Origin of the sequence: Sphingomonas aurantiaca (assembly GCF_003050705.1) — a bacterium.
GTDB classification, from domain to species: Bacteria; Pseudomonadota; Alphaproteobacteria; order Sphingomonadales; family Sphingomonadaceae; genus Sphingomonas; species Sphingomonas aurantiaca.
Genome location: NZ_QAOG01000006.1, coordinates 164176 through 185315, shown reverse-complemented (window position 1 = coordinate 185315; position 21140 = coordinate 164176). Strand labels below are relative to the sequence as shown.

General features: G+C 66.7%; 19 protein-coding genes. 5 read left to right on the top strand and 14 right to left on the bottom strand.

The genetic code is table 11. The features are described 5' to 3' along the window. Window positions 1-96: 96 nt before the first annotated feature. From glnA to aroQ, 6 genes are all read right to left on the bottom strand, one after another. Window positions 97-1509, bottom strand: a complete 1413-nt coding sequence (glnA, locus tag C8J26_RS16515; protein ID WP_056475362.1) for a type I glutamate--ammonia ligase — start codon at window positions 1507-1509, stop codon at window positions 97-99. Window positions 1510-1652: 143 nt separating this feature from the next. After that, window positions 1653-1991 carry a P-II family nitrogen regulator gene (locus C8J26_RS16510; RefSeq protein WP_055875939.1) on the bottom strand — a complete coding sequence of 113 codons (339 nt, stop codon included), beginning with the start codon at window positions 1989-1991 and terminating at the stop codon, window positions 1653-1655. 184 nt (window positions 1992-2175) lie between these two features. Continuing rightward, window positions 2176-2511 (bottom strand): arsenate reductase family protein, encoded by a 336-nt coding sequence (locus C8J26_RS16505; RefSeq protein WP_107959411.1) that lies wholly within the window; start codon window positions 2509-2511, stop codon window positions 2176-2178. A 139-nt stretch (window positions 2512-2650) separates the two neighbouring features. Further along, complete coding sequence (accC, locus tag C8J26_RS16500) at window positions 2651-4003, bottom strand: acetyl-CoA carboxylase biotin carboxylase subunit (RefSeq protein ID WP_056415079.1); 1353 nt, start codon at window positions 4001-4003, stop codon at window positions 2651-2653. Then, complete coding sequence (accB, locus tag C8J26_RS16495) at window positions 4003-4491, bottom strand: acetyl-CoA carboxylase biotin carboxyl carrier protein (protein WP_107959308.1); 489 nt, start codon at window positions 4489-4491, stop codon at window positions 4003-4005. Before accB ends, accC begins: the two co-directional genes overlap by 1 nt. Window positions 4492-4505: 14 nt before the next feature. Next, window positions 4506-4940 (bottom strand): type II 3-dehydroquinate dehydratase, encoded by a 435-nt coding sequence (gene aroQ, locus C8J26_RS16490; protein WP_055875951.1) that lies wholly within the window; start codon window positions 4938-4940, stop codon window positions 4506-4508. A gap of 121 nt (window positions 4941-5061) precedes the next feature. On the opposite strand from aroQ, the gene thiS reads away from it, so the two are divergent. The 3 genes from thiS (at window position 5062) to C8J26_RS16475 (ending at window position 7255) form a co-directional block, all read left to right on the top strand. Then, entirely contained in the window at window positions 5062-6054 is a 993-nt protein-coding gene (gene thiS / locus C8J26_RS16485) for a sulfur carrier protein ThiS (RefSeq protein WP_107959307.1), read from the top strand. Window positions 6055-6176: 122 nt separating this feature from the next. Further along, window positions 6177-6359 carry a CsbD family protein gene (locus C8J26_RS16480; protein WP_055875955.1) on the top strand — a complete coding sequence of 61 codons (183 nt, stop codon included), beginning with the start codon at window positions 6177-6179 and terminating at the stop codon, window positions 6357-6359. Window positions 6360-6601: 242 nt separating this feature from the next. After that, window positions 6602-7255 carry an HAD-IA family hydrolase gene (locus tag C8J26_RS16475; RefSeq protein WP_107959306.1) on the top strand — a complete coding sequence of 218 codons (654 nt, stop codon included), beginning with the start codon at window positions 6602-6604 and terminating at the stop codon, window positions 7253-7255. A 115-nt stretch (window positions 7256-7370) separates the two neighbouring features. Here C8J26_RS16475 and C8J26_RS16470 read toward each other — a convergent pair whose 3' ends face one another. Further along, window positions 7371-9041 (bottom strand): formate--tetrahydrofolate ligase, encoded by a 1671-nt coding sequence (locus tag C8J26_RS16470; protein WP_107959305.1) that lies wholly within the window; start codon window positions 9039-9041, stop codon window positions 7371-7373. 82 nt (window positions 9042-9123) lie between these two features. Between C8J26_RS16470 and C8J26_RS16465 the strand changes: the two genes are divergently transcribed. Continuing rightward, a complete protein-coding gene (locus C8J26_RS16465) occupies window positions 9124-10329 on the top strand; it encodes an MFS transporter (protein ID WP_244185358.1) in 1206 nt (401 codons plus the stop codon). On the opposite strand, the gene C8J26_RS16460 is transcribed toward C8J26_RS16465, so the two are convergent. From C8J26_RS16460 to C8J26_RS16450, 3 genes are read right to left on the bottom strand one after another with little or no spacing between them, the layout of a single operon-like run. Further along, window positions 10305-11402: a lipocalin-like domain-containing protein gene (locus C8J26_RS16460; RefSeq protein ID WP_107959410.1), complete on the bottom strand. Its 1098-nt coding sequence runs from the start codon at window positions 11400-11402 to the stop codon at window positions 10305-10307. The genes C8J26_RS16465 and C8J26_RS16460 overlap by 25 nt on opposite strands. Further along, complete coding sequence (locus C8J26_RS16455; RefSeq protein WP_107959303.1) at window positions 11402-13897, bottom strand: FtsX-like permease family protein; 2496 nt, start codon at window positions 13895-13897, stop codon at window positions 11402-11404. The genes C8J26_RS16460 and C8J26_RS16455 overlap by 1 nt, the downstream gene beginning before the upstream one ends. Further along, the gene (locus C8J26_RS16450) at window positions 13894-14571 is read right to left on the bottom strand and encodes an ABC transporter ATP-binding protein (protein WP_107959302.1); all 678 of its coding nucleotides are present in this window, start codon (window positions 14569-14571) and stop codon (window positions 13894-13896) included. Before C8J26_RS16450 ends, C8J26_RS16455 begins: the two co-directional genes overlap by 4 nt. 256 nt (window positions 14572-14827) lie before the next feature. Between C8J26_RS16450 and mazG the strand changes: the two genes are divergently transcribed. Continuing rightward, the gene (gene mazG / locus C8J26_RS16445; protein WP_107959301.1) at window positions 14828-15562 is read left to right on the top strand and encodes a nucleoside triphosphate pyrophosphohydrolase; all 735 of its coding nucleotides are present in this window, start codon (window positions 14828-14830) and stop codon (window positions 15560-15562) included. Here the strand turns inward: mazG and hflX are convergent. The 4 genes from hflX to C8J26_RS16425 are packed head-to-tail and all read right to left on the bottom strand — an operon-like array spanning window position 15543 to window position 21137. After that, on the bottom strand, window positions 15543-16835 hold the full coding sequence (hflX, locus tag C8J26_RS16440; protein ID WP_107959300.1) for a GTPase HflX: 1293 nt from the start codon (window positions 16833-16835) through the stop codon (window positions 15543-15545). The two genes, mazG and hflX, sit on opposite strands and share 20 nt — an antisense overlap. Continuing rightward, on the bottom strand, window positions 16832-17455 hold the full coding sequence (gene hfq / locus C8J26_RS16435) for an RNA chaperone Hfq (RefSeq protein WP_279628951.1): 624 nt from the start codon (window positions 17453-17455) through the stop codon (window positions 16832-16834). The genes hflX and hfq overlap by 4 nt, the downstream gene beginning before the upstream one ends. Before the next feature lie 30 nt (window positions 17456-17485). Further along, complete coding sequence (gene ntrX, locus C8J26_RS16430; RefSeq protein WP_056415042.1) at window positions 17486-18862, bottom strand: nitrogen assimilation response regulator NtrX; 1377 nt, start codon at window positions 18860-18862, stop codon at window positions 17486-17488. Between the two features lie 4 nt (window positions 18863-18866). Beyond that, entirely contained in the window at window positions 18867-21137 is a 2271-nt protein-coding gene (locus C8J26_RS16425; protein WP_107959299.1) for a sensor histidine kinase, read from the bottom strand. Between the last annotated feature and the right edge of the window lie 3 nt (window positions 21138-21140).

The window sequence follows — 21140 nt, the reverse complement described above, 5'->3', positions numbered from 1 at the left end:
CAACGTCGTGGCGAAGCCACGCCGTCGGTCGTCGCTACTTGCGACGCCGGCCGACAGCGGCTGTGCGCTTTTGCGCACCGCTGCCGGCACGGCAGCTCAGCCGCTGTAGTACATGTCATACTCGACCGGACTCGGCGTCATTTCCCAGCGGGCGACTTCGGCGCGCTTGATCTCGACATAGCTCTCGATCTGGTCCTTCGAGAACACGTCGCCCTTCAGCAGGAAGTCGTGATCGGCGAGCAGGCAGTCGAGCGCCTCGCGGAGCGAACCCGCGACGGTCGGGACCTGGGCGAGTTCTGCCGGCGGCAGGTCGTACAGGTTCTTGTCCATCGCTTCACCCGGATGGATCTTGTTCAGGATGCCGTCCATGCCGGCCATCATCAGCGCCGCGTAGGCGAGGTAGGGGTTCGCCAGTGCGTCCGGGAAACGCACTTCGACGCGCTTCGCCTTGGGGCCGGTGCCGTACGGAATGCGGCACGATGCCGAGCGGTTGCGTGCCGAATAGGCGAGCAACACGGGCGCTTCGTAGCCGGGGACGAGGCGCTTGTAGCTGTTGGTCGTCGGGTTGGTGAACGCGTTGACCGCCTTGGCGTGCTTGATGATGCCGCCGATGAAATACAGGCACATGTCGGACAGACCCGCATAGCCGTTGCCGGCGAACAGCGGGGTCTTGCCCTCCCAGATCGAGAAGTGCGTGTGCATCCCCGAGCCGTTATCTTCCTTGATCGGCTTGGGCATGAATGTCGCCGTCTTGCCGTACGCATGCGCGACCTGATGGACGACATACTTGTAGATCTGCATGCGATCCGCAGTCTGCGTCAGCGTGCCGAAGGTCAGGCCCAGCTCATGCTGCGCGGCCGCGACCTCGTGATGATGCTTGTCGCACGGCAGGCCCATCTCGATCATCGTCGAGACCATCTCGCCGCGGATGTCGACCGCGCTGTCGACCGGCGCGACGGGGAAATAGCCGCCCTTGGCGCGCGGACGGTGGCCGAGATTGCCGCCCTCATATTCGCGACCCGAATTGCCCGGCAGCTCGATGTCGTCGATCTTGTAATAGCTCGTCGAATAGCTGTTCTCGAAGCGGACGTCGTCGAACATGAAGAATTCGGCTTCGGGGCCGACATAGACGGTGTCGCCGACGCCGGTCGTCAACAGATACGCTTCGGCGCGCTTGGCGGTCGAGCGCGGATCGCGCGCGTACAACTCGCCCGTCGACGGATCGGCGATGTCGCAGATCAGGATCATCATCGGCGTCGCCGAGAACGGATCGACATAGACCGCGTCGAGATCGGGCTTGAGCGTCATGTCGCTCTCGTTGATCGCCTTCCAGCCCTCGATCGACGAGCCGTCGAACATCAGGCCGTCGGTCAGCTCGTCTTCGCCGATCAGGCTGGCGACCATCGTGAGGTGCTGCCACTTGCCCTTGGGATCAGTGAACCGCAGATCGACCCACTCGATCTCCTGGTCCTTGATCATATTGAGAACGTCGGAGGCCGAATTCGCCATGATGCTTGCCCTTCGTTTTGAGACTTCCACCGCGTCATGCGGGGAATCTAATTGCGGTATGGAACGTGATTTCCACACAATGTTGCGCCGCGTCAAATGACGATGTCGTCACTCGGCGTCAACGCCGTATGCGTGGATCTGAACTAGATTGCGTCGTCGTCGCGCTCGCCGGTGCGGATGCGCAGCGCGCTCTCGACCGGGATCACGAAGATCTTGCCATCGCCGATCCGGCCGGTCTGCGCGGCCGCGGCGATCGCCTCGACGACGCGCTGCGCCAGGCCGTCCTCGACGACCACCTCGAGCTTCACCTTCGGGAGGAAGTCGACGACATATTCCGCCCCGCGGTACAGCTCGGTGTGGCCCTTCTGCCGGCCGAAACCCTTGGCCTCGGTCACGGTGATGCCGCTGACGCCGATCTCGTGCAGCGCTTCCTTCACCTCATCCAGCTTGAACGGCTTGATGATGGCTTCGATCTTTTTCACAGGTACGCCCCCGGTTGTCGTTGAAAGCCTCGCCCTTGCGGGTGAGCCGTTCGCCCTTGCGGGCGCCTTGCACCAAACGTGCCAGCCGCGGCGCCCTCGGGCAACCGCGGAATATCGTTGATTTCACTGCCCGAAATTGCGGCATCTGCTGGGAGCGTGCGCAATGCGAGGGCAGGGGTATCGATCACAGGATCTCGTGCAGTCGTGCGATCGGGCGGCCGAGGCGTACACCCTTGTCGGTCTCGACCAGCGGGCGCTCGATCAGCAACGGATCAATCATCATCGCGTCGAGGATGGCCTCGGCATCGCCGTGCTTGACCGCCTTGGCGCCGTCTTCCGCCATGCGCAGGCCCTGGCGCGGCGTCATTCCCGCGCGGTCATACAGTCGGACGAGGTCCGCGCGGGAGGGGGGAGTCTTCAGATATTCGACGATCGTGACGTCAGCACCCGCGTCTTGGAGCAACGCGAGCGCCTCGCGTGACTTGGAGCAGCGTGGGTTGTGGTAGATCGTCGCCTTCACGAATGCTCCGTTATCGTCGTTTGCGCCCGTCACCCCAGCGAAAGCTGGGATCTCACCGTTCGGGTCGCACCGCAAACCAAGCGGGATATCCCAGCTTTCGCTGGAATGACGGGTAGGTGGGTGCAGGGCGGCTGGGCCGTCACGCTCCCTGCTTGGCGAGCCACTCTTCCAGCCACTTGATCGTGTACGCGCCTTCCTGGAACTCGGGATCGTCGAGCAGCGCGCGGTGCAAGGGGATCGTCGTCGTGACGCCCTCGATCACCATCTCCTCGAGGGCGCGCCGCAACCGCCGCAGCGCGCCCTGGCGGGTCGTGCCGTAGACGATCAGCTTGGCGATCATCGAGTCGTAGTAGGGCGGCACGCGGTAGCCGGCATACAGCCCGCTATCGACGCGGACATGCATCCCGCCGGGTGCGTGATACACCTTCACCAGCCCCGGCGACGGCGCGAAGGTGCGCGGGTCCTCGGCGTTGATGCGGCATTCGATCGCATGGCCGCGGAACTGCACGTCTTCCTGGCGCAGCGTCAGCGGATGCCCCTCGGCGACGCGGATCTGTTCGCGCACGAGATCGAGGCCGGTGATCATCTCGGTCACCGGATGCTCGACCTGAAGCCGGGTGTTCATCTCGATGAAGTAAAATTCGCCCGCTTCCCACAGGAACTCGATCGTCCCCGCGCCGCGATAGCCCATGTCGGCCATCGCCTTGGCGACGATCCCGCCCATCCGCTCGCGCTCCTCGGCGGTGATGATCGGCGAGGGGGCTTCCTCGAGCACCTTCTGGTGGCGGCGCTGGAGCGAGCAGTCGCGCTCGCCCAGATGGATCGCGTTGCCGTTGCCGTCGCCGAAGATCTGGAATTCGATATGCCGCGGATTGCCGAGGTATTTTTCCATGTAGACGGTGGCATCGCCGAACGCGGCCTTCGCCTCGCTGCCGGCCTGCTGCATCTGCGTCTCGAGGTCTTCGGCGTCGGCGACGACCTTCATGCCGCGACCACCACCGCCGGATGCCGCCTTGATGATCACCGGATAGCCGATCGATTCGGCGATCGCCTTGGCTTCCGCGATGTCGCTGATCGCGCCGTCCGAGCCGGGGACGAGCGGAAGCCCCAGCGCGCCCGCGGTGCGCTTGGCCTGGACCTTGTCGCCCATGGTGCGGATATGCTCGGGCTTCGGCCCGACGAACAGGATGTTGTGAAGTTCGACGATCTCGGCGAACTGTGCGTTCTCGCTGAGGAAGCCGTAGCCGGGATGGATCGCATCCGCGCCCGAGATTTCAGCGGCCGAGATGATGTTGGGGATGTTCAGATAGCTGTCGGTGGCCGATGGCGGTCCGATGCAGATCGCTTCGTCCGCGAGCCGGACGTGCATCGCATCGGCGTCGGCGGTCGAATGGACCGCCACCGTCTTGATGCCCATCTCATGGCAGGCACGGTGGATCCGCAGCGCGATCTCGCCGCGGTTCGCAATGAGCAGCTTCTTGATTTGCGGCATTATTCCACCACGACCAGCGGCTGATCGAACTCGACCGGCTGGCCGTTCTCGACGAGGATCGCGGTGACGGTGCCGGCCGAAGGCGCGACGATCGTGTTCATCACCTTCATCGCCTCGATGATCAGCAGCGTGTCGCCCGCATTGACCTTCTGGCCGATGGTCGAGAACGGCTTGGCCTCGGGGTTGGCGGCGAGATAGACGGTGCCGACCATCGGTGACTTGACCGCGTTCGCGCTGGTCGCTGGGGCCGACGCGCCGACCTCGGCCTGCGGGATCGCGAGCGGGGCGGAGACGGGGGCCGCCGCGGGGGCGGGCGCGTAATGCGCGACGGGCGCCGCCTGCGCGGCCTTGCGCGCGACGCGGATCCGGCGCGAGCCGTCCTCGACTTCGATCTCGGTCAGCTGCGTGGTGTCGAGCAGTTCGGCGAGCTGGCGCACCAGGGTCACGTCGACCTGCATTGCGCCTGTGGTTTCTGGTGTATCGGTCATGGCGGGGCCTCCTGTCAGAACCGTGCGACGGCTTCAAGCGCAAGCAGATACGAAAGCGCGCCGAAACCCGCGATCGTACCCTTCGACGCCTGCCCGACCAGGCTTACATGCCTGAACGATTCACGTGTGTGGGGATTGGAAAGATGCACTTCGATTACCGGCGTCTTCACGCCCTTGATCGCGTCATGGACCGCGACCGAGGTGTGCGTGAACGCGCCGGCGTTGAGAATCACCGCTTTCGCGCCGCGCGCCTGCGCCTCCTGGATCCAGTCGACGAGGTGGCCCTCGTGATTCGACTGGCGCATGTCGATCGTCAGGTCGAGTTCGCGCGCGCGGTCCTCGAGCATCCCGGCGATATCGTCGAGCGTCTCGTCGCCATAGATTTCCGGCTCGCGCGTCCCCAGCAAATTGAGGTTGGGGCCGTTCAGGACGAAGATCGTATCGGGCAAGGTCGGCCTTTCGGTTGCGGGCGCTGCGGAGCGGTCTCTATATGCGCGTCACGCCATTCCTTACAGGCCCGTCTCGCGACAAGTCGAGCGGCGCCTTCGCTGTATAGTGGATCACATATCTATGCCCCATTCCGATGGCACCGTTTCGATCACCGTCAACGGCGAGCACAAGCGCGTCACGGCCGGGCTCTCGCTGGCTGGACTCGCAACCGAACTCGGCCTCGTTCCCGAGAAGATCGCGGTCGAGCGCAACATGGAAGTGGTACCGCGCTCGACGCTGGCGGACGTGATGGTCGAGGACGGCGACGACCTGGAGATCGTGCATTTCGTGGGCGGCGGTGACCATGCGGATAGCTGGACCGTCGCGGGGCAGACGTTCAATTCGCGGCTGATCGTCGGTACCGGCAAGTACAAGGATTTCGCGCAGAACGCCGCCGCCGTCGCGGCGTCGGGCGCGGAGATCGTCACGGTCGCCGTGCGCCGGGTCAACGTATCGGATCGCAACGCGCCGATGCTGACCGACTTCATCGACCCCAGAAAGGTCACTTACCTGCCCAATACCGCGGGCTGCTTCGATGCCGAATCGGCGATTCGCACGCTGCGGCTGGCGCGCGAGGCGGGTGGTTGGGAGCTGGTGAAGCTCGAAGTGCTCGGCGAGGCAAAGACGCTCTATCCCGACATGGTCGAGACGCTGCGCGCGACCGAGATGCTGGCGAACGAGGGTTTCAAGCCGATGGTCTATTGTGTCGACGATCCGATCGCGACCAAGCGTCTAGAGAATGCGGGCGCAGTCGCGATCATGCCGCTGGGCGCGCCGATCGGCTCGGGGCTGGGCATCCAGAACCGCGTGACGATCCGGCTGATCGTCGAGGGGGCAGGGGTGCCCGTGCTGGTCGATGCGGGCGTCGGCACCGCATCAGATGCTGCGGTCGCGATGGAGCTCGGCTGCGACGGCGTGCTGATGAATACCGCGATCGCCGAGGCGAAGGATCCCTTGATGATGGCGGCGGCGATGAAGGCCGCTGTCGAATCGGGGCGGCTCGCCTATCGGGCCGGTCGAATGGGGCAGCGGCGCTATGCCGATCCGTCGAGCCCGCTGGCCGGGCTCATCTGATCGCGCCCTAGCAAACCGGGTCATGACGCAAACGTCACGGAACCCACGGGAAAGACGGCCGTTATACCTTAGCAAGTTCAAGCGGCCCGGTTGGCGGGCTAGCACAACAAGTGGAGGCTCTGATGGGCGAGTTCACCGACAAGGTCGCAGCGGCAGGCAACAAGGTTGCAGGCAACGTCAAGGAAGCCGTAGGCAAGGCAACCGATAACGATCGTCTGGTAGCCGAAGGCGAAGCGCAGCAGGCCAAGGGCACTGCGCAGAACGTCAAGGGCAGCGTCAAGGGCGCACTCGGCGACGACATCTAAGCTTTGGCTTGATGCAGGAATATTGGCCGCTTCGGGAGACCGGGGCGGCCTTTTCATTGTGTAACGCTTCCCGCCGCCGCCGCCCCGGCGAAGGCCGAGGCCCAACTGGGCGGCAATGCTGATGACGGGCTGCCCGTTGTCACTTCGGACATGCCAACCGGGCGCCGGCCTCCGCCGGGGTGGTGCAAAAGTGCGGACCAAACGGCCTTGCCTCACCCGCCAACCTCGATCACGAGCACCCGATGACCTTCCCCACCCGCACTTACGCCGCGTTCCTGTTCGACATGGACGGGACGATTCTAACCTCGATCGCGTCGGCCGAGCGCACCTGGACCAAATGGGCAATCGCGCACGGCCTCGACGCCGCGACGTTCGTGCCGACGATCCACGGGGTGCAATCGGTCGAGACGGTAAGGCGGCTTGGCCTTCCCGGTGTCGATCCGGTCGCCGAAGCCGCAGCGATCACCGCGGCGGAGATGGAGGATGTGGACGACATCGCGCCGATCGCGGGCGCCGCGGCGTTCCTCGCCAGCCTGCCGCCTGAGCGCTGGACGATCGTGACCTCGGCGCCGCGCGCGCTCGCCGAAGTGCGCCTGAAGGCTGCAGGGCTGCCGGTCCCCGCGACGATGATCGCCGCCGACGACATTCCGAACGGCAAGCCTGCGCCGGACTGCTTCCTGGTCGCCGCCGAAAGACTCGGTGTCGCGGCGGGCGATTGCCTGGTGTTCGAAGACGCCGCAGCCGGGATCACCGCGGGGGAGGCCGCGGGGGCCGATGTGCTCGTGATCACCGCGACGCATTCGCACGGGGTCGAGATGGCGCATCCGACCGTCGTCGATTATGTCCGATTGTCGGTAACCGTCCGCGAGGATGGCCTAATCGTCACGCAGGACTGACCTCCCCCCCTTCGTCATCCTGACAAAAGTCAGGATCCAGAGTAACAGTCCGCGCCGCTCGTGGCTCTGGATCCTGACTTTCGTCAGGATGACGGAGCAAGAGGCATCCGGGGTCTTAAAACAGCCCTTCGATCAGCCCCTCATCATTCAGGTGGATCGCTTCTGCCGCGGGGACGCGCGGCAGGCCTGGCATGGTCATGATCTCGCCGCAGATCGCCACCACGAAGCCGGCGCCAGCAGAAAGCCGCACCTCGCGGACCGGCACGATGTGTCCCGTCGGCGCGCCGAGCAGCGCCGGGTCGGTCGAGAAGCTGTACTGCGTCTTCGCAAGACACACGGGCAGGTGGCCATAGCCCGCCTCCTCCCACCGCTTGAGCTGGGCGAGCACGCTCGGATCGGCAACTGCATGCTCTGCACGATAGATCCGCCGCGCGACCGTATCGATCTTGTCGAACAGCGATAGCTCGTCGCCATAGATCGGCGCGAACCCGCCGCCATGCGTCTCGCAGATCTCCGCGACCGCATCCGCCAGTTCGACCGCGCCCGCGCCACCCTCGGCCCAATGCCGGCACAGGATCGCACGCGAACCATGCTGTGCCGCGGCCTCGACGATCGCGGCGATCTCCGCGTCGCTGTCGGTGTAGAAATGGTTGATCGCAACGATCGCGGGGACGCCGAACTGGCGGATATTCTCGATATGGCGGACGAGGTTGACCGCGCCCCTGCGCACCGCCTCGACATTTTCCTGCGCCAAATCGGCCTTGGCGACACCGCCGTTCATTTTCAGCGCGCGCGCGGTGGCGACGATCACGACCGCGTCGGGCGCGAGCCCCGCCTGCCGGCACTTGATGTCGAAGAACTTCTCCGCGCCCAGATCCGCGCCGAACCCGGCCTCGGTCACGACATACTCGCCGAGCGACAGCGCCGCGCGCGTCGCGATCACCGAGTTGCAGCCATGCGCGATGTTGGCGAACGGGCCGCCGTGCAGGAAGGCCGGCGTGCCCTCGAGCGACTGGACGAGGTTGGGCTTGATCGCCTCTGCCAGCAGCACCGCCATCGCGCCGTCCGCCTTCAGGTCGCGCGCGGTCACCGGCTGGCGGTCGCGCGTATAGGCGACGACGATATCGCCCAGCCGGCGCTCCATGTCGGCCAGGTCGTTCGCGAGGCACAGGATCGCCATCACTTCGGACGCGACGGTGATGTCGAACCCGGATTCGCGCGGGTAACCGTTGGCGACTCCGCCGATCGACTGGACAATATCGCGCAACGCGCGGTCGTTCATGTCGAGCACGCGGCGCCATACTACGCGGCGGACGTCGATCTGGAGCGCGTTGCCCCAGTGGATATGGTTGTCGATCATCGCCGCGAGCAGATTATGCGCCGCCGTGATCGCGTGGAAATCGCCCGTGAAGTGGAGGTTGATGTCCTCCATCGGCGCGACCTGCGCGCGACCGCCACCCGTCGCGCCGCCCTTCGTCCCGAAACAGGGTCCGAGCGAGGGCTCGCGCAGTGCCAGTACCGCCTTGCGGCCGGTGTGGCGCAACGCATCGGCGAGACCGATCGAGGTGGTGGTCTTGCCTTCGCCCGCAGGCGTCGGGTTGATCGCGGTGACGAGGATCAGCCGGCCTTGCGCACCGCCCTTGCGCGTCTGGAGCCAGTCGAGCGCGATCTTCGCCTTGTAGCGACCATAAGGCTCGATCGCCGCGTCGGGGATGCCGAGGTCGTCCGCGACGGTGGCGATGGGGCGCAGCGCGACGCTGCGGGCGATGGCGATATCGGTGTCCATGGCGCCTGCCTAGCGAGGCTGTGCTCGGGATTCCAGACGCTAAGCTGGCAAGCGTCGTCACATCACCCTAAGCGCCACGGCAATGACCGACACCCATCGCACTATGCCCGCCATGACACCCGCGCTCACGACCGTCTTTGCAGGCGCGTGCGGCATGATGGTCGCCAACCTCTATTATGCGCAGGCGCTGATCGGCGAGATCGCCCCGGCGCTGGGGCTTCACGGCAGCACCGCGGGGCTGATCGTCACGCTGACGCAGCTAGGTTACGGCGCGGGCCTGTTGCTGATCGTGTCGCTCGCCGATCTGGTCGAGAACCGCCGGCTGATCCTGACGATGGTCGCGGGCACGACGATCGGGCTGATCGGCGTGGTGTTCTCGACCGGTGCCCTGAGCTTCCTCGTCTTCTCGTTCGTCACCGGATTTTGTTCGGTCGGCGCGCAGATCATGGTGCCGCTCGCCGCGCATCTGGCGCCAGATGCGAAGCGCGGGCAGGTGATCGGCAACATCATGGCGGGACTGATCACCGGGATCATGCTCGCGCGGCCGCTGGCGAGCGGACTTGCGTCGATCGCCGGCTGGCGTGCGATCTTCGCGGTGTCGGCGGTGGCTATGGTCGCGCTCGCGCTGTTGCTGGCGAAGATGCTGCCCGAACGGCGGCCGAGCCCCGGTCTTGGCTATGCGCAGATCCTCGCGTCCAGTTTCAAGCTGCTCGCGCGGACGCCTGCGATCCGTCGGCGCACCGCGTACCAGACGACGATGTTCGCGATCTTCAACCTGTTCTGGACCGCGGTGCCGCTGGTGCTGGCGACCCGGTTCGGTCTCGGGCAGGCCGGCATCGCGCTGTTCGCCCTGGCAGGGGCGGGCGGTGCGCTGACGGCACCGATCGCCGGACGGCTCGGCGATCGCGGCTATATTCGAATCGGAACGGGCATTGCCCTGGGCAGCGCGATCCTGGCCTGTGTCGTCGCGGGCTGGGCGGGGGCGGCGCATATGCTGATCGTGCTGGCGATCGCAGCGATCCTGCTCGATGCGGCGACACAGCTGAACCAGGTGCTCGGCCAGCGCGTGATCTACTCGATCGCCGCCGACGCCCGCGGGCGAATCAACGCGATCTACATGACCGTCGTGTTCCTGGGCGGCGCGGCAGGGTCGATGCTGGCCTCGTTCAGCCTCTACCATGGCGGCTGGACCGCGACGATGGCGGTGGGAGCCGGCCTTGCGGTGGCGGCGTTCGCACTGTTCCTGACCGAGCCGCGCGGCGATCACATCCTCAGCGGATCCGCATAACCCGTCAGCTCGAGATACCCGCTGCCACCGGGCGTGCGGACCGCCCCCTCCCAATAGACCGGCATTCCACTGCGCCTTGCATCGAGCTCCTGGTCGGCGAACAGCGGGTTGAGGTCCAGCCGGCGAACCCCCTCGGGCAGGCGGATGCTGAGACGTTGCGCGACCGGGTACACAGCGCCGGTCCTCGGCGATCGCCATCGCTTCAGCGCCGCGAAGCGTACGTCGCCGGGCGCGAACCGGACGACCCGGCCGTCGGCGCGTCGGAACGATCCACCCGCCCAGATCTGCCGGCCGCCCGGACCGCGGATCCGGAACGCCATCAGCGCGCCGCCGTCGTCGAGGTTGAGCCCGGTCCAGTCCCAGCCGACCGCACCACCGCCGAGATAATCCGACGACCATTCGCGATCCAGCCACGCTTGGCCGGTGACCGGCTGCGCGGTGCCCTTGCGCGTCAGGCTGCCCGATACCGCCAGATGCGGCACCGAGTAATAATAGCTCGCCTGTTCGGGCAGGGGGCCCTTCTGGCTATACCCGTCCTTGCCCTCGAGCAGCGGCGGCTGGCGCGGCGTCAGCGTCAACGCCAGCGCGAACTCGGGCGTCTTGACGGTGGCGACGAAGCGTCCGTCGGCGAGCCGGCGGATACGCCAGTCGCGCAAGCTGACGTCGGTGTCGCCGATCCGCGCCTGGGCGAGCCCGAAGCCCGCCCGCGCGGCGCGCTCGCCGTGGAGGAGGTGGCCAACGCTAGGATCGGAGAGCGCGGCATGCGCGAACAGGATCTGCTTGGGCGCGAACTTGCTCGGGTTGGCAGGATCCGTCTTGGGCGTCGTCCGGAAAAACGTGATCTGGAAACCTAGGTCGCGCTTCTCGCGCGTCTCCAGCCGGCCGGTGACGTACCACCATTCGGTCCGAAACGCCGGGTGCGCGCCATGCTCGCGCGGGAAGACGAACCGCGCGCCGGGGCGGACGGTCGGATAGTCGGTTGCAGCAGGCGTCGCGGCCGTCAGCGTCACCGCGGCGGCCGCGAGCAGGCCTGTGGACAGGCGTTTGAAACGGCGCGTGAACGGGTAGGGCATCACCAATCCTCCCTGACCATGCGGACCGCATCGGCGGCGATCGCGCGGCGGCCGGCCAGCGTCGCGGTGCCGGCGGCGGCGATCACCAGCGCCCCCGCGACGCTGGCCACGATTCCCCAGGGAACGCGCGTCGCCATCGTCCAGTTGAACGATTGCGGGTTAATCACGTGGACCAGCACCTGCGCCATGATCCCGCCCAGCGCGATCCCGGCAATGCCGCCGACCAGACCGAGCAGCGCCCCTTCGCTCGCCAGCATCGCGACGATCTGGCGTTTAGAGACGCCAATGTGCCGCAGCATCCCGAACTCACGCGTGCGGGCGATCGTCTGCGCGGACATCGTCGCGGCGACGCCTGCGAGCCCGACCAGGACCGCAACGCCTTCCAGCAGATAGGTCACCGCAAAGCTGCGATCGAACAGCTCGAGCGCGTATCGGCGCAGCGTGGCTGGTCGCGCGATCGAGACGAAGCGGGCGAGCCCGCGGGGCGTACGCGCCGTCAGCGCCTGTTCGACGCGCACCGGGTCCGCACCGGGCTGCAGCGTGATCGCCGCCTCGGTTCGGGTCCGGTCGCCGGTCGCCTTGCTATAATCGGTCTCGCGCATCACGATCGCGCCCTGCTGGCGGGCGTAGTCGCGCCAGATGCCGGCGACGGCATAGCGCCCCGCCAGCGGCAGCGTGACGGTCGCGCCGACCTTCCAGTTATAGAGCCGCGCGGCGGGTTCGGAGAGCCAGATCGGGATCGTCCCGGCGGGCAGGCGATCGGCCTTGTCGAGCAGCACGAACCGCGCATCGACCGGGCGCGCGATCAGCGTCACCGGCGGGCGATCCGCGGAGAGCGTCAGCGGAACCTGCCGGCTGAACGCGATGCCCGCCACGCCGGGAGTCGCGCGCAGCACCGCCTGCGCGGCGGGATCGAAGCCTGAGCTGCCCTCAACGCGCAGATACAGGTCGTCCGACAGGATCTGACCGAGCCATTCGTCTACGGCGCCGCGGAAGCTGGTCACCATCACCGCCATCGCGATCATCAGCGCGGTGCTCGCGACGATCCCGCACAGGGCGGTGGCGGCCTGCCCGGGCGCACCATGAAGATGGTGGATCGCAAGATCGCTGGCGACGCTGCGACCCGAGCGGCGGGCGAGTGGCGCCAATACCGTCCGCGCGAGCCATGGCATCCCGGCGATCCCGCCCGCCAGGATCAGCGCCATGCTCGCAAACCCGAATATGGGAAGTCCGCCGATCGCGGGAAGCTGCGCCGCGACACCGCCGACCGCGATCAGCGCCGCTGCGGGGATCCACGGAACGGGCGTGCGCGGATCGATCATGTCGCCAGCGTTGCGGAGCGCCGCGGCGGGCGCGACGCGCGCGGCGATGCGTGCGGGCAGGACGCTGCCGGCAACCGCTGCAAACACGCCGAGCAGGAAAAAACCGACCGCGGCGGCGGGCGCGAACGCAAGCCGGACGCTGCCATCGGCGAAATAGCCCGCGCCGAGATCGCCGCCGAACCTGGTAAGCGCGGCATAGGCCACCGCATAGCCGAGCAGCAGTCCCAGGCTCGATCCGATCAGGCCGATCGCGAGGCCTTCGAGCGCTACCGTGGCGATGATGCCGTTGCGCGGCAGGCCAAGCGTCCGGATCAGTGCGAATGCGCGAAGCCTGCGCGCGACCGACAAGGACTGTGCGGAGAACACCAGGAAGCCGCCCGTCAGCAGCGCGACCAGCGCGAGCATGTCGAGATTGACGCGATACGCGCGGGACAGCGCGTCGCTGCGTGTGGCATCGCTGGCGCTGGTCCCGATCGTCGCATCGCGCGGCAGGATCGCGGTCAACGCCGCGGTCGAGGTGCCATCGGCCTGCTTGACGTCGATCCGGTCGAGCCGGCCCAGCCTGCCGAACCGCCACTGCACGGTGGCGATATCGACGACGCCGATCGCTTGGCCCTCTGCGACGCCGGGTAGCGCGCCCGCGACGCGGAGCTGCGTCGCCTTGCCGTTTGCCGCCACGGTCAGCGCGTCGCCCGGCCGAACGCGAAGGACGCGTAAGGCGGCCGATGACAGGAACAGCGCCTGCCCGTCGAACGCGGCATCGGTGCGACGGTCGACGCCGGCGGGGGCGATGCCGATCAGCGACGGCGTCACCTGCGCTGCACGGATGACGTCGAGACCCAGCAGCGTGAAGCGCGCCGTGCCCGCGGTCGCGCGCAGGACGACCACAGGACTCGCATCCGCGACGCCCGTCGCGGTCGCAACTCGCGCATACAGCGCCTCGTCGAACCCAAACGGGGTCGTGGCGTTGACCTGCACGTCCGCCCGCCCGTTCACACTCCGCAACGCACCCTCGAACGACGACAGCGCCGAGCCGTTGACCAGATGGACCGCGAACCCGAGCGCAACGCCGATCGCGATCGCCACCGCGGTCAAGGCGAGGCGGGCAGGGTGCGCGCGCCATTCTCCGCCGATCAGCCACCCCAGCGCAAGTCGCGCCGATAGGAGGCTCATGCTCGGCGTTCCAGGCCGGTAGCCGTCAGCGTCAGGACGATGTCGGCGATCGCCGCGGCGGCTTCGGAATGCGTGACGATGATTGCAGCGACACCGTTCTCCCGGACCGCAGTTGAGAACAAAGCAAGAATCTTGGCCGCAGTCTCCGGATCGAGATTGCCGGTCGGCTCGTCGGCAAGGATGATCGCCGGGCGGTGGACGAGCGCGCGCGCGATGGCGACGCGTTGCAACTCGCCGCCGGACAGATCGCGCGCATAGCCGCCACCGCGTGTGCCCAGACCGACGCGCTCCAGCATCGCGTCCGCACGCGCAGTGATCGAGCGTCGGTCCGCGGAGACCAGCGCGAGCGGGAGCGCGATGTTCTGGCGCAAGGTGAGATACGGGAGGACATGGAACGCCTGGAAGACGAACCCGACACGCGTCGCACGGAGCCGGGTCAACGCCGCTTCGTCCAGTGTCTCCAGACCGACGCCTTCGATCGCGACCTGGCCGGCATCGGGCCGGTCTAGCCCTGCGAGTATGTTGAGCAGCGTCGATTTGCCGACGCCGCTCTCACCGACGATCGCGATGAGCTGGCCGGGCCTTGCGATCAGGTCGAGACCGCGGAAGAGCTCGCGACCGCCGGGGACCGATTTTGCAAGGCTGGAAACGCGAAGTAGGGCATCGTCGTGCATCGCCGGACCATGCCACGCATGGCCATGGCATGACAGCCGCGCGGCATTGCCTCAGATTGCTTTCGAACCAGTCTAATCGGTACCGAGCATCCGGGCTCAGGTCGCACAAGGTCGGCGCGTCCGGCCCGACGTATGTTTGACAGGATAGCGGTTCACCGTAAGGGTTCGTTCACCAAACACAATCTGTATTTTACATAATACATATTATCGATCTTATATCGTGATGAATCTCCGGGTCGTTTTTTGAGGGCTTTCTATGATTGAACGGCTGACTTCCATCATGGCGCGGTTGCGTGATCCGGTTGCGGGTTGCGAATGGGATCGCGTCCAGACCTGGTCGACGATCGCGCCGTACACGATTGAGGAAGCCTATGAGGTCGCCGACGCGATCGCGCGCGACGATGCTATCGATCTCAAGGACGAACTCGGCGACCTCCTGCTCCAGGTCGTCTTTCACAGCCGTATCGCCGAAGAGTCCGGCGCCTTCACCCTGGCCGACGTCGTCGCCGCGATCAGCGACAAGATGGAACGCCGCCACCCGCATATCTTCGGCGATGCCGCGACCTCGCCCGGCTGGGAAACGATCAAGGCCGGCGAGCGCGCCGAAAAGTCGGATCCCAGCGCGCTAGCCGGGGTTGCGATCGGCCTGCCCGCCTTGGCGCGCGCGGAAAAGCTGCAGAAGCGTGCCGCGCGCGTCGGCTTCGACTGGCCCGATGCCACCGGCCCACTCGCGAAGGTAGTCGAGGAAATCGAAGAGGTTCGCGAGGCCGGCTCAGACACCGTGGCAGAAGAGATCGGCGACCTGCTGTTTGCGGTGACGAACTGGGCGCGGCATCTCGGCGTCGATCCCGAAGCGGCCTTGCGCGCGGGCAATGCCAAGTTCGAGACACGCTTCCGGGCGATAGAGGCCGATGGCGGCGACGCCTTCGCCGCCATGACACTCGATCAGAAGGAAGCCCTATGGCAGGCGGTCAAGCGTCGCGGCGGATGAACCGGTCATAGTCGCTCTCGGATAGCCGCACGTCATAGGTCGTCGCCAGCTCGTCATCTTGGGTGCCAAGCACCTCGCCATGCGCATGCAGCCATGCCGCCCCCGCGCCATCGGTCGCATCGAGCGTGATGCTGTAGCGCCGATGCGCGCCGGTCAGCTTGGCCGCGACCTGCTGGATCAGCGTGTCGACCCCTTCCCCGCTCAACGCCGAGATCGCCACGACATCGTCGCGCCGTGCGGCCTCGGCCGCGATCCCCTCATGCGTGTCGGCATCGAGCAGGTCGAGCTTGTTCCAGACCTCGAAGCGCGGCGTATTCTCGTCGACGCCGATCTCGGCCAGCACGGTCTCGACGTCAGCGCGCTGCGCCTCGCTATCAGGATGCGCGATGTCGCGAATATGGACGAGCAAGTCGGCCGAGACGACCTCCTCCAGCGTCGCCTTGAACGCCGCCACAAGCTGCGTCGGCAGGTCCGAAACGAAACCGACCGTGTCGGACAGGATCGCCTTGTCGATGCCGGGAAGCTGGATCTGTCGCAACGTCGGATCGAGCGTGGCGAACAGCAGATCCTCCGCCATGACGTCGGCGCCGGTCAACCGGTTGAACAGCGTGGACTTTCCGGCGTTGGTATAGCCGACCAGCGCGATCACCGGCCACGGCGCGCGTTGGCGACGCTCGCGGTGAAGACCACGCGTGCGACTGACCTGCTCCAGCTCGCGCTTGAGCCGTGCCATCCGGTCGCGGATCAAACGGCGATCTGCCTCGATCTGCGTCTCGCCCGGACCGCCAAGGAAGCCGAAGCCACCGCGCTGGCGCTCGAGATGCGTCCAGCTTCGGACGAGCCGGCCCGCCTGATAATCGAGATGCGCGAGCTCGACCTGCAACCGGCCCTCGGCCGTCGCCGCGCGCTCGCCGAAGATTTCGAGGATCAACCCGGTGCGGTCGATCACCTTGGTTTCCAGCGCCTTTTCGAGGTTGCGCTGCTGGACCGGGCTGAGGCTCGCGTCGAACACGACAAGCCCCGCCTCCTCCATCCGCACCTGCGTCGCAAGCAGTTCGACCTGCCCGCTCCCGATCAGCGTCGCCGGTTTTGGCTGGCGGACTCGGTAAGCGATCCGCTCGACGACCTCGACGCCGATCGCCGCGGCGAGCCCGGCGGTCTCCTCCAGGCGCGCATCGACGTCCCGTGACGCGTCGCCCTGGTCGGGCAGCACGACGATCGCACGCGTGCCACGGGTGAACTCGTCCCGATCGCGTTCGAAACCGCTACTCAATCGTCATCGTCCGAATCATCCGCGTCATCCGTATCGGTGGGTTCCTCGGCGAGGTTCAGCGGCCGCGCCGGCTGGATCGTCGAGACGGCGTGCTTGTAGACGAGCTGCGCCATGCCCTCGCGCTGGAGCAGCATGCAGAACAGGTCGAACCCGGCGATCTGACCCTGGAGCATGACTCCGTTGATCAGGAACATCGTCACGCTGTCTTCGGACTTCCGCACCGCATTCAGGAAAATATCCTGCAACAACGGGTGCTTTTTCTGGTTCTCTCCGACCGCATCGACGATCGCCGACACGTCCATCGGCCCCGCCGGCATGATCGTCGAGATCGCATGCTTGTAGATCAGCTGCGACTGGCCGTCGCGACGGAGCAGAACCGAAAAATTATCGAACCATGTGACGATGCCCTGGAGCTTGACGCCCTTGACGAGGAACATGGTGACCGGCGTCTTCGAGCGCCGGAGTGCGTTCAGGAACAGATCCTGCAGCGAGCCTGGTTTATCGGCCAATGGGATAACCCTTTGTTTTTGGCGGGACTTTGCCCGCGAGGCGCTGTTCCCAGCGTCGGAGATGCACCCGATTACCGGGCGCAGTGTATGATCTATGATCGCCGCCCTCATAGTTCCAGAGGGCGGCGAAATTGCGGCGTGTTATTCGTCGCGTGTTTCGGTGATCCCGAGCAGCTTCAGCTTACGGTGCAGTGCCGAGCGCTCCATGCCGATGAAGCTCGCCGTCCGCGAGATATTGCCCGAGAAACGGCGGATCTGGACGCGGAGATATTCGCGTTCGAACGTCTCGCGCGCCTCGCGCAACGGCGAGCCCATGATCGCGGTGCCGCCCGCGGCGCCCATATCGCCCTGATCGCCGAGCACCTCGGCGGGCAACAGATCGATATCGATCCGGCCGATCCGGTCGCCCGGCGCGAGGATGATCGTCCGCTCCACCACGTTGCGGAGCTGGCGGACATTGCCGGGCCAGTCATAGGATTGCAGCGCGACCATCGCGTCGGGCGCGATCTCCGGCGTCGGCACGCGGCGTTCGGACGCGTAGTGCGCGATGAAATGCTGGACCAGCGCGGGGATATCCTCGCGGCGGTCGGAGAGCGGCGGGATCGTCACTGGGACGACGTTGAGCCGATAATAGAGATCCTCGCGGAACCGCCCCTCGGAAATCTCGAACACCAGGTCGCGCGCGGTCGCCGAGACGACTCGCACGTCGACCTTCACGACGCGCGTGCCCCCGACGCGCGTAAAGCTCTGGTCGGTCAGCGCGCGCAGGATCCGCGCCTGCGTCGTGATCGGCATGTCGGCGATCTCGTCGAGGAACAGCGTGCCGCCATGCGCCTGCTCGAACAGGCCGGGACGGACGAGATCGCCCGCCTCCTCGACCCCGAACAGCTCCTCGTCGACTCGCTCGGGCGTCATCCGCGCGGCGCTGACCACGATGAACGGCGCGTCGGTCCGCAGGCTCCAGCCATGGAGCAGCCGCGCGGCGACCTCCTTGCCGACCCCGGCACCGCCCATGACGAGCACGCGGCTGCCGGTCGCCGCGACACGCTTGAGCGTCGCGCGGACGCCGTTGATCGCGCCCGAGCTGCCGGTCAGGTCGGTTTCGCGACCGACCGTCGCCCGCAGGGTCGCGACCTCGCGCCGCAGCCGTTCGGTCTCGGTCGCGCGCGCCACCATCAGCAGCAGTCGCTCGGCCTCGAACGGCTTTTCGATGAAATCGGACGCACCGCGCCGGATCGCGGCGACCGCGGTGTCGAGATTGCCGTGACCCGAGATGACCAGCACCGGGATCGAGGGATCGCGTCGCTTGATCTCGTCGAGCAGTTCGAGCCCGTCGAGCCGCGAGCCCTGCAGCCAGACGTCGAGCAGCACGAGCGATGGACGCCGGGCGGCGATCGCCTCAAGCGCGGAATCGCTGTCGCCAGCGTCGCGCGTGGCATAACCTTCGTCCTCAAGGACGCCGGCGACCAGTTCGCGAATGTCACGTTCGTCGTCCACGACGAGAATATCGAGCGCCATCAAATCATGTCCGGTTGCGAGTCATGGTGGCGAGTTGGCCGTCCCCTGCCCCCTCGGCGAGCGCCCCTCGTGAGTCGAGCCCCCCCTGGTCCAGTCCGCCTTGGTCGAGTGCGGCCAAGGCCCTGGTATCGAAGATCATCGTGACGATCGTGCCGCCACCCGGCCGATCGGAGAACCCGATCGTGCCGCAATGTTCCTCAATGATCTTCTTGACGATGGCAAGCCCGAGGCCGGTGCCGCGCGCCCGCGTCGTGACATAGGGCTCCATGATCCGATCGCGATCGGCGGGCAGGCCCACGCCGGTGTCCGCCACCGCGATCGTCACGCTGCGGCCCGGCTCTTGGCTGAGCGTCATGGTTACCGAACCACCGGGTTCGCCCTTCGTATCAATAGCTTCGACCGCGTTCTTCACGATGTTCGTCAACGCCTGGCCGATCTGGCGGCGGTCGCAGACCAGCGCCAGCGCGGGATCGTCATTGGCGAGATGGAAGCCGATCGCGGGATGCGCCACCTCGTGCAGGAAAAGCGCCTGACGGGCGGCGTCGACGAGCGATTCCTCGCGGAAGACGGGCTTGGGCATCCGCGCGAACGAGGAAAATTCGTCGACCATCCGGCGCAAGTCGCCAACCTGGCGGATGATCGTGTCGGTCAGCCGCGAGAACGTCCCATCCTGCATCTCGGCCTTAGCGCCATAGCGGCGTTGCAGGCGCTCGGCGGCGAGCTGGATCGGCGTCAGCGGGTTCTTGATCTCGTGCGCGATCCGCCGGGCTACGTCGGACCAGGCAGCGCGCCGCTGATCGAGCAATTGCTGCGTGATGTCGTCGAAGGTGAGGATCGGTCCGGTCGCGGGACGCGCGATACGCACTGCCAGCGTGCGGACGTCACCGCCCTGCCCGACCTCGACGATCGCCTCGCGGTCACCGCCGTCGAGCATCGCATCGAGCTCGGGCGCCACATCGACCAGCTTGCGCCCGACCAGCCCGCCGGCATCGGTACCGAGCAACGCCACCGCGGACTCGTTGGCGATCGTGATCCGCCGCTCGCGCCCCGTCGCCACGACGCCCGCCGAAACGCCCGCCATCACCGCCTCGATCAGCGCGCGACGATTCTCGAGCTGGCCGTTCGCAGTGACGAGATCGGTGTTCTGCGCCTCGAGCTGGCCGGTCATCTGGTTGAACGCGTTGGCGAGCGTGCCGACCTCGTCGCGGCTGCGCGGATCGGGAACGCGCGCGGTCAGGTCGCCCCCGGCGACACGCCGTGCGGCATCGACGAGTTCGCCGACGGGCCGGACGAGCCGGTCGGCCACCGCGAGCGCGATCCACACCGCCACGCCGACGATCAGCAACGAGATCACCAGCAACGCGGCATTGAACCGCAGCTGCAAGCTCCGCGATCGCGCGAGCAGCGAGCGGTAGCTCGTCAGCACCTCGTTCGCGCGGATCGTCTGGCCGGACAGCAGCTTGGTATCCTCAACGCGGCCGGCATAGAGGAACAGCTCGTCCGACCCGGGGAGCAACGTGATCGTCTGGATCCGGTCGCCGGTGACCGCGACCACCGCCGACTTGCCTGCGCGCAGCTGGGCGATCGACTGGGGGGTGACCTGGCGTGCGAAATCGATCTTGTAGGGGTCGACCACCGCAAAGGTCTGGATCTCGTTCTGCGGCGTGACCTTGAACAACGCCGCCTCGGACAGGCTGCGATAATAGACCTGCTGGAGGAAATAGCCGGAGAAATCGGGGCTCTCGAGCGACTTCTCGCGCAGATAGCCCGACATGTCGGCGGCCATCGTCACGGTTGCCTCCTCCCACCGGCTGAGCTGGCGCGCATAGGAGGATTGTGCGAGCGCGGTGGCGTTCTCGAGCATCCCGCGTGCCTGGTCTGAGTACCAGAACTGGACGCCATATTGGAACAGCAGCGACGCGAAGATCGTCACCAGCAACATCGGCACCGCGGCGACGATCGAAAAGAGCGCGACGAGCCTGACGTGGAGCCGCCCACCGCCGCCGACCGGCGACCGCGCCGCGCGCCGCATCGCGACGCGCCGGCCGAGCAGCATCAGCAGCGCGATGCCGGGAACGAGATTGGCCACCAGCAGCAGCGCGACCAGCGGCGGGGCGAGCAGCCGCTGCGGTGCATCGGTGCCGGTAATGATGAAATAGCTCGCGACGCCGATCGCCACGGCGATCGCAAGCACCAGTCCCTCTACCGCAGGCGTCACCGCGAACCGGTGCGCGGGCCCGTCATCATCCATCGGTAGCGTCGCGGAAGCGATCATCGT

Excerpts from the sequence above, each read along its gene's own strand:
- C8J26_RS16450 (WP_107959302.1), bottom strand. The coding sequence starts at position 14,571 with ATGCACGACGATGCCCTACTTCGCGTTTCCAGCCTTGCAAAATCGGTC.
- C8J26_RS16480 (WP_055875955.1), top strand. The coding sequence starts at position 6,177 with ATGGGCGAGTTCACCGACAAGGTCGCAGCGGCAGGCAACAAGGTTGCA.
- C8J26_RS16455 (WP_107959303.1), bottom strand. The coding sequence starts at position 13,897 with ATGAGCCTCCTATCGGCGCGACTTGCGCTGGGGTGGCTGATCGGCGGA.
- accC (WP_056415079.1), bottom strand. The coding sequence starts at position 4,003 with ATGCCGCAAATCAAGAAGCTGCTCATTGCGAACCGCGGCGAGATCGCG.
- glnA (WP_056475362.1), bottom strand. The coding sequence starts at position 1,509 with ATGGCGAATTCGGCCTCCGACGTTCTCAATATGATCAAGGACCAGGAG.
- C8J26_RS16425 (WP_107959299.1), bottom strand. The coding sequence starts at position 21,137 with ATGATCGCTTCCGCGACGCTACCGATGGATGATGACGGGCCCGCGCAC.
- thiS (WP_107959307.1), top strand. The coding sequence starts at position 5,062 with ATGCCCCATTCCGATGGCACCGTTTCGATCACCGTCAACGGCGAGCAC.
- ntrX (WP_056415042.1), bottom strand. The coding sequence starts at position 18,862 with ATGGCGCTCGATATTCTCGTCGTGGACGACGAACGTGACATTCGCGAA.
- accB (WP_107959308.1), bottom strand. The coding sequence starts at position 4,491 with ATGACCGATACACCAGAAACCACAGGCGCAATGCAGGTCGACGTGACC.
- C8J26_RS16475 (WP_107959306.1), top strand. The coding sequence starts at position 6,602 with ATGACCTTCCCCACCCGCACTTACGCCGCGTTCCTGTTCGACATGGAC.
- C8J26_RS16470 (WP_107959305.1), bottom strand. The coding sequence starts at position 9,041 with ATGGACACCGATATCGCCATCGCCCGCAGCGTCGCGCTGCGCCCCATC.
- hfq (WP_279628951.1), bottom strand. The coding sequence starts at position 17,455 with ATGAGGGCGGCGATCATAGATCATACACTGCGCCCGGTAATCGGGTGC.
- C8J26_RS16465 (WP_244185358.1), top strand. The coding sequence starts at position 9,124 with ATGACCGACACCCATCGCACTATGCCCGCCATGACACCCGCGCTCACG.
- C8J26_RS16460 (WP_107959410.1), bottom strand. The coding sequence starts at position 11,402 with ATGCCCTACCCGTTCACGCGCCGTTTCAAACGCCTGTCCACAGGCCTG.
- mazG (WP_107959301.1), top strand. The coding sequence starts at position 14,828 with ATGATTGAACGGCTGACTTCCATCATGGCGCGGTTGCGTGATCCGGTT.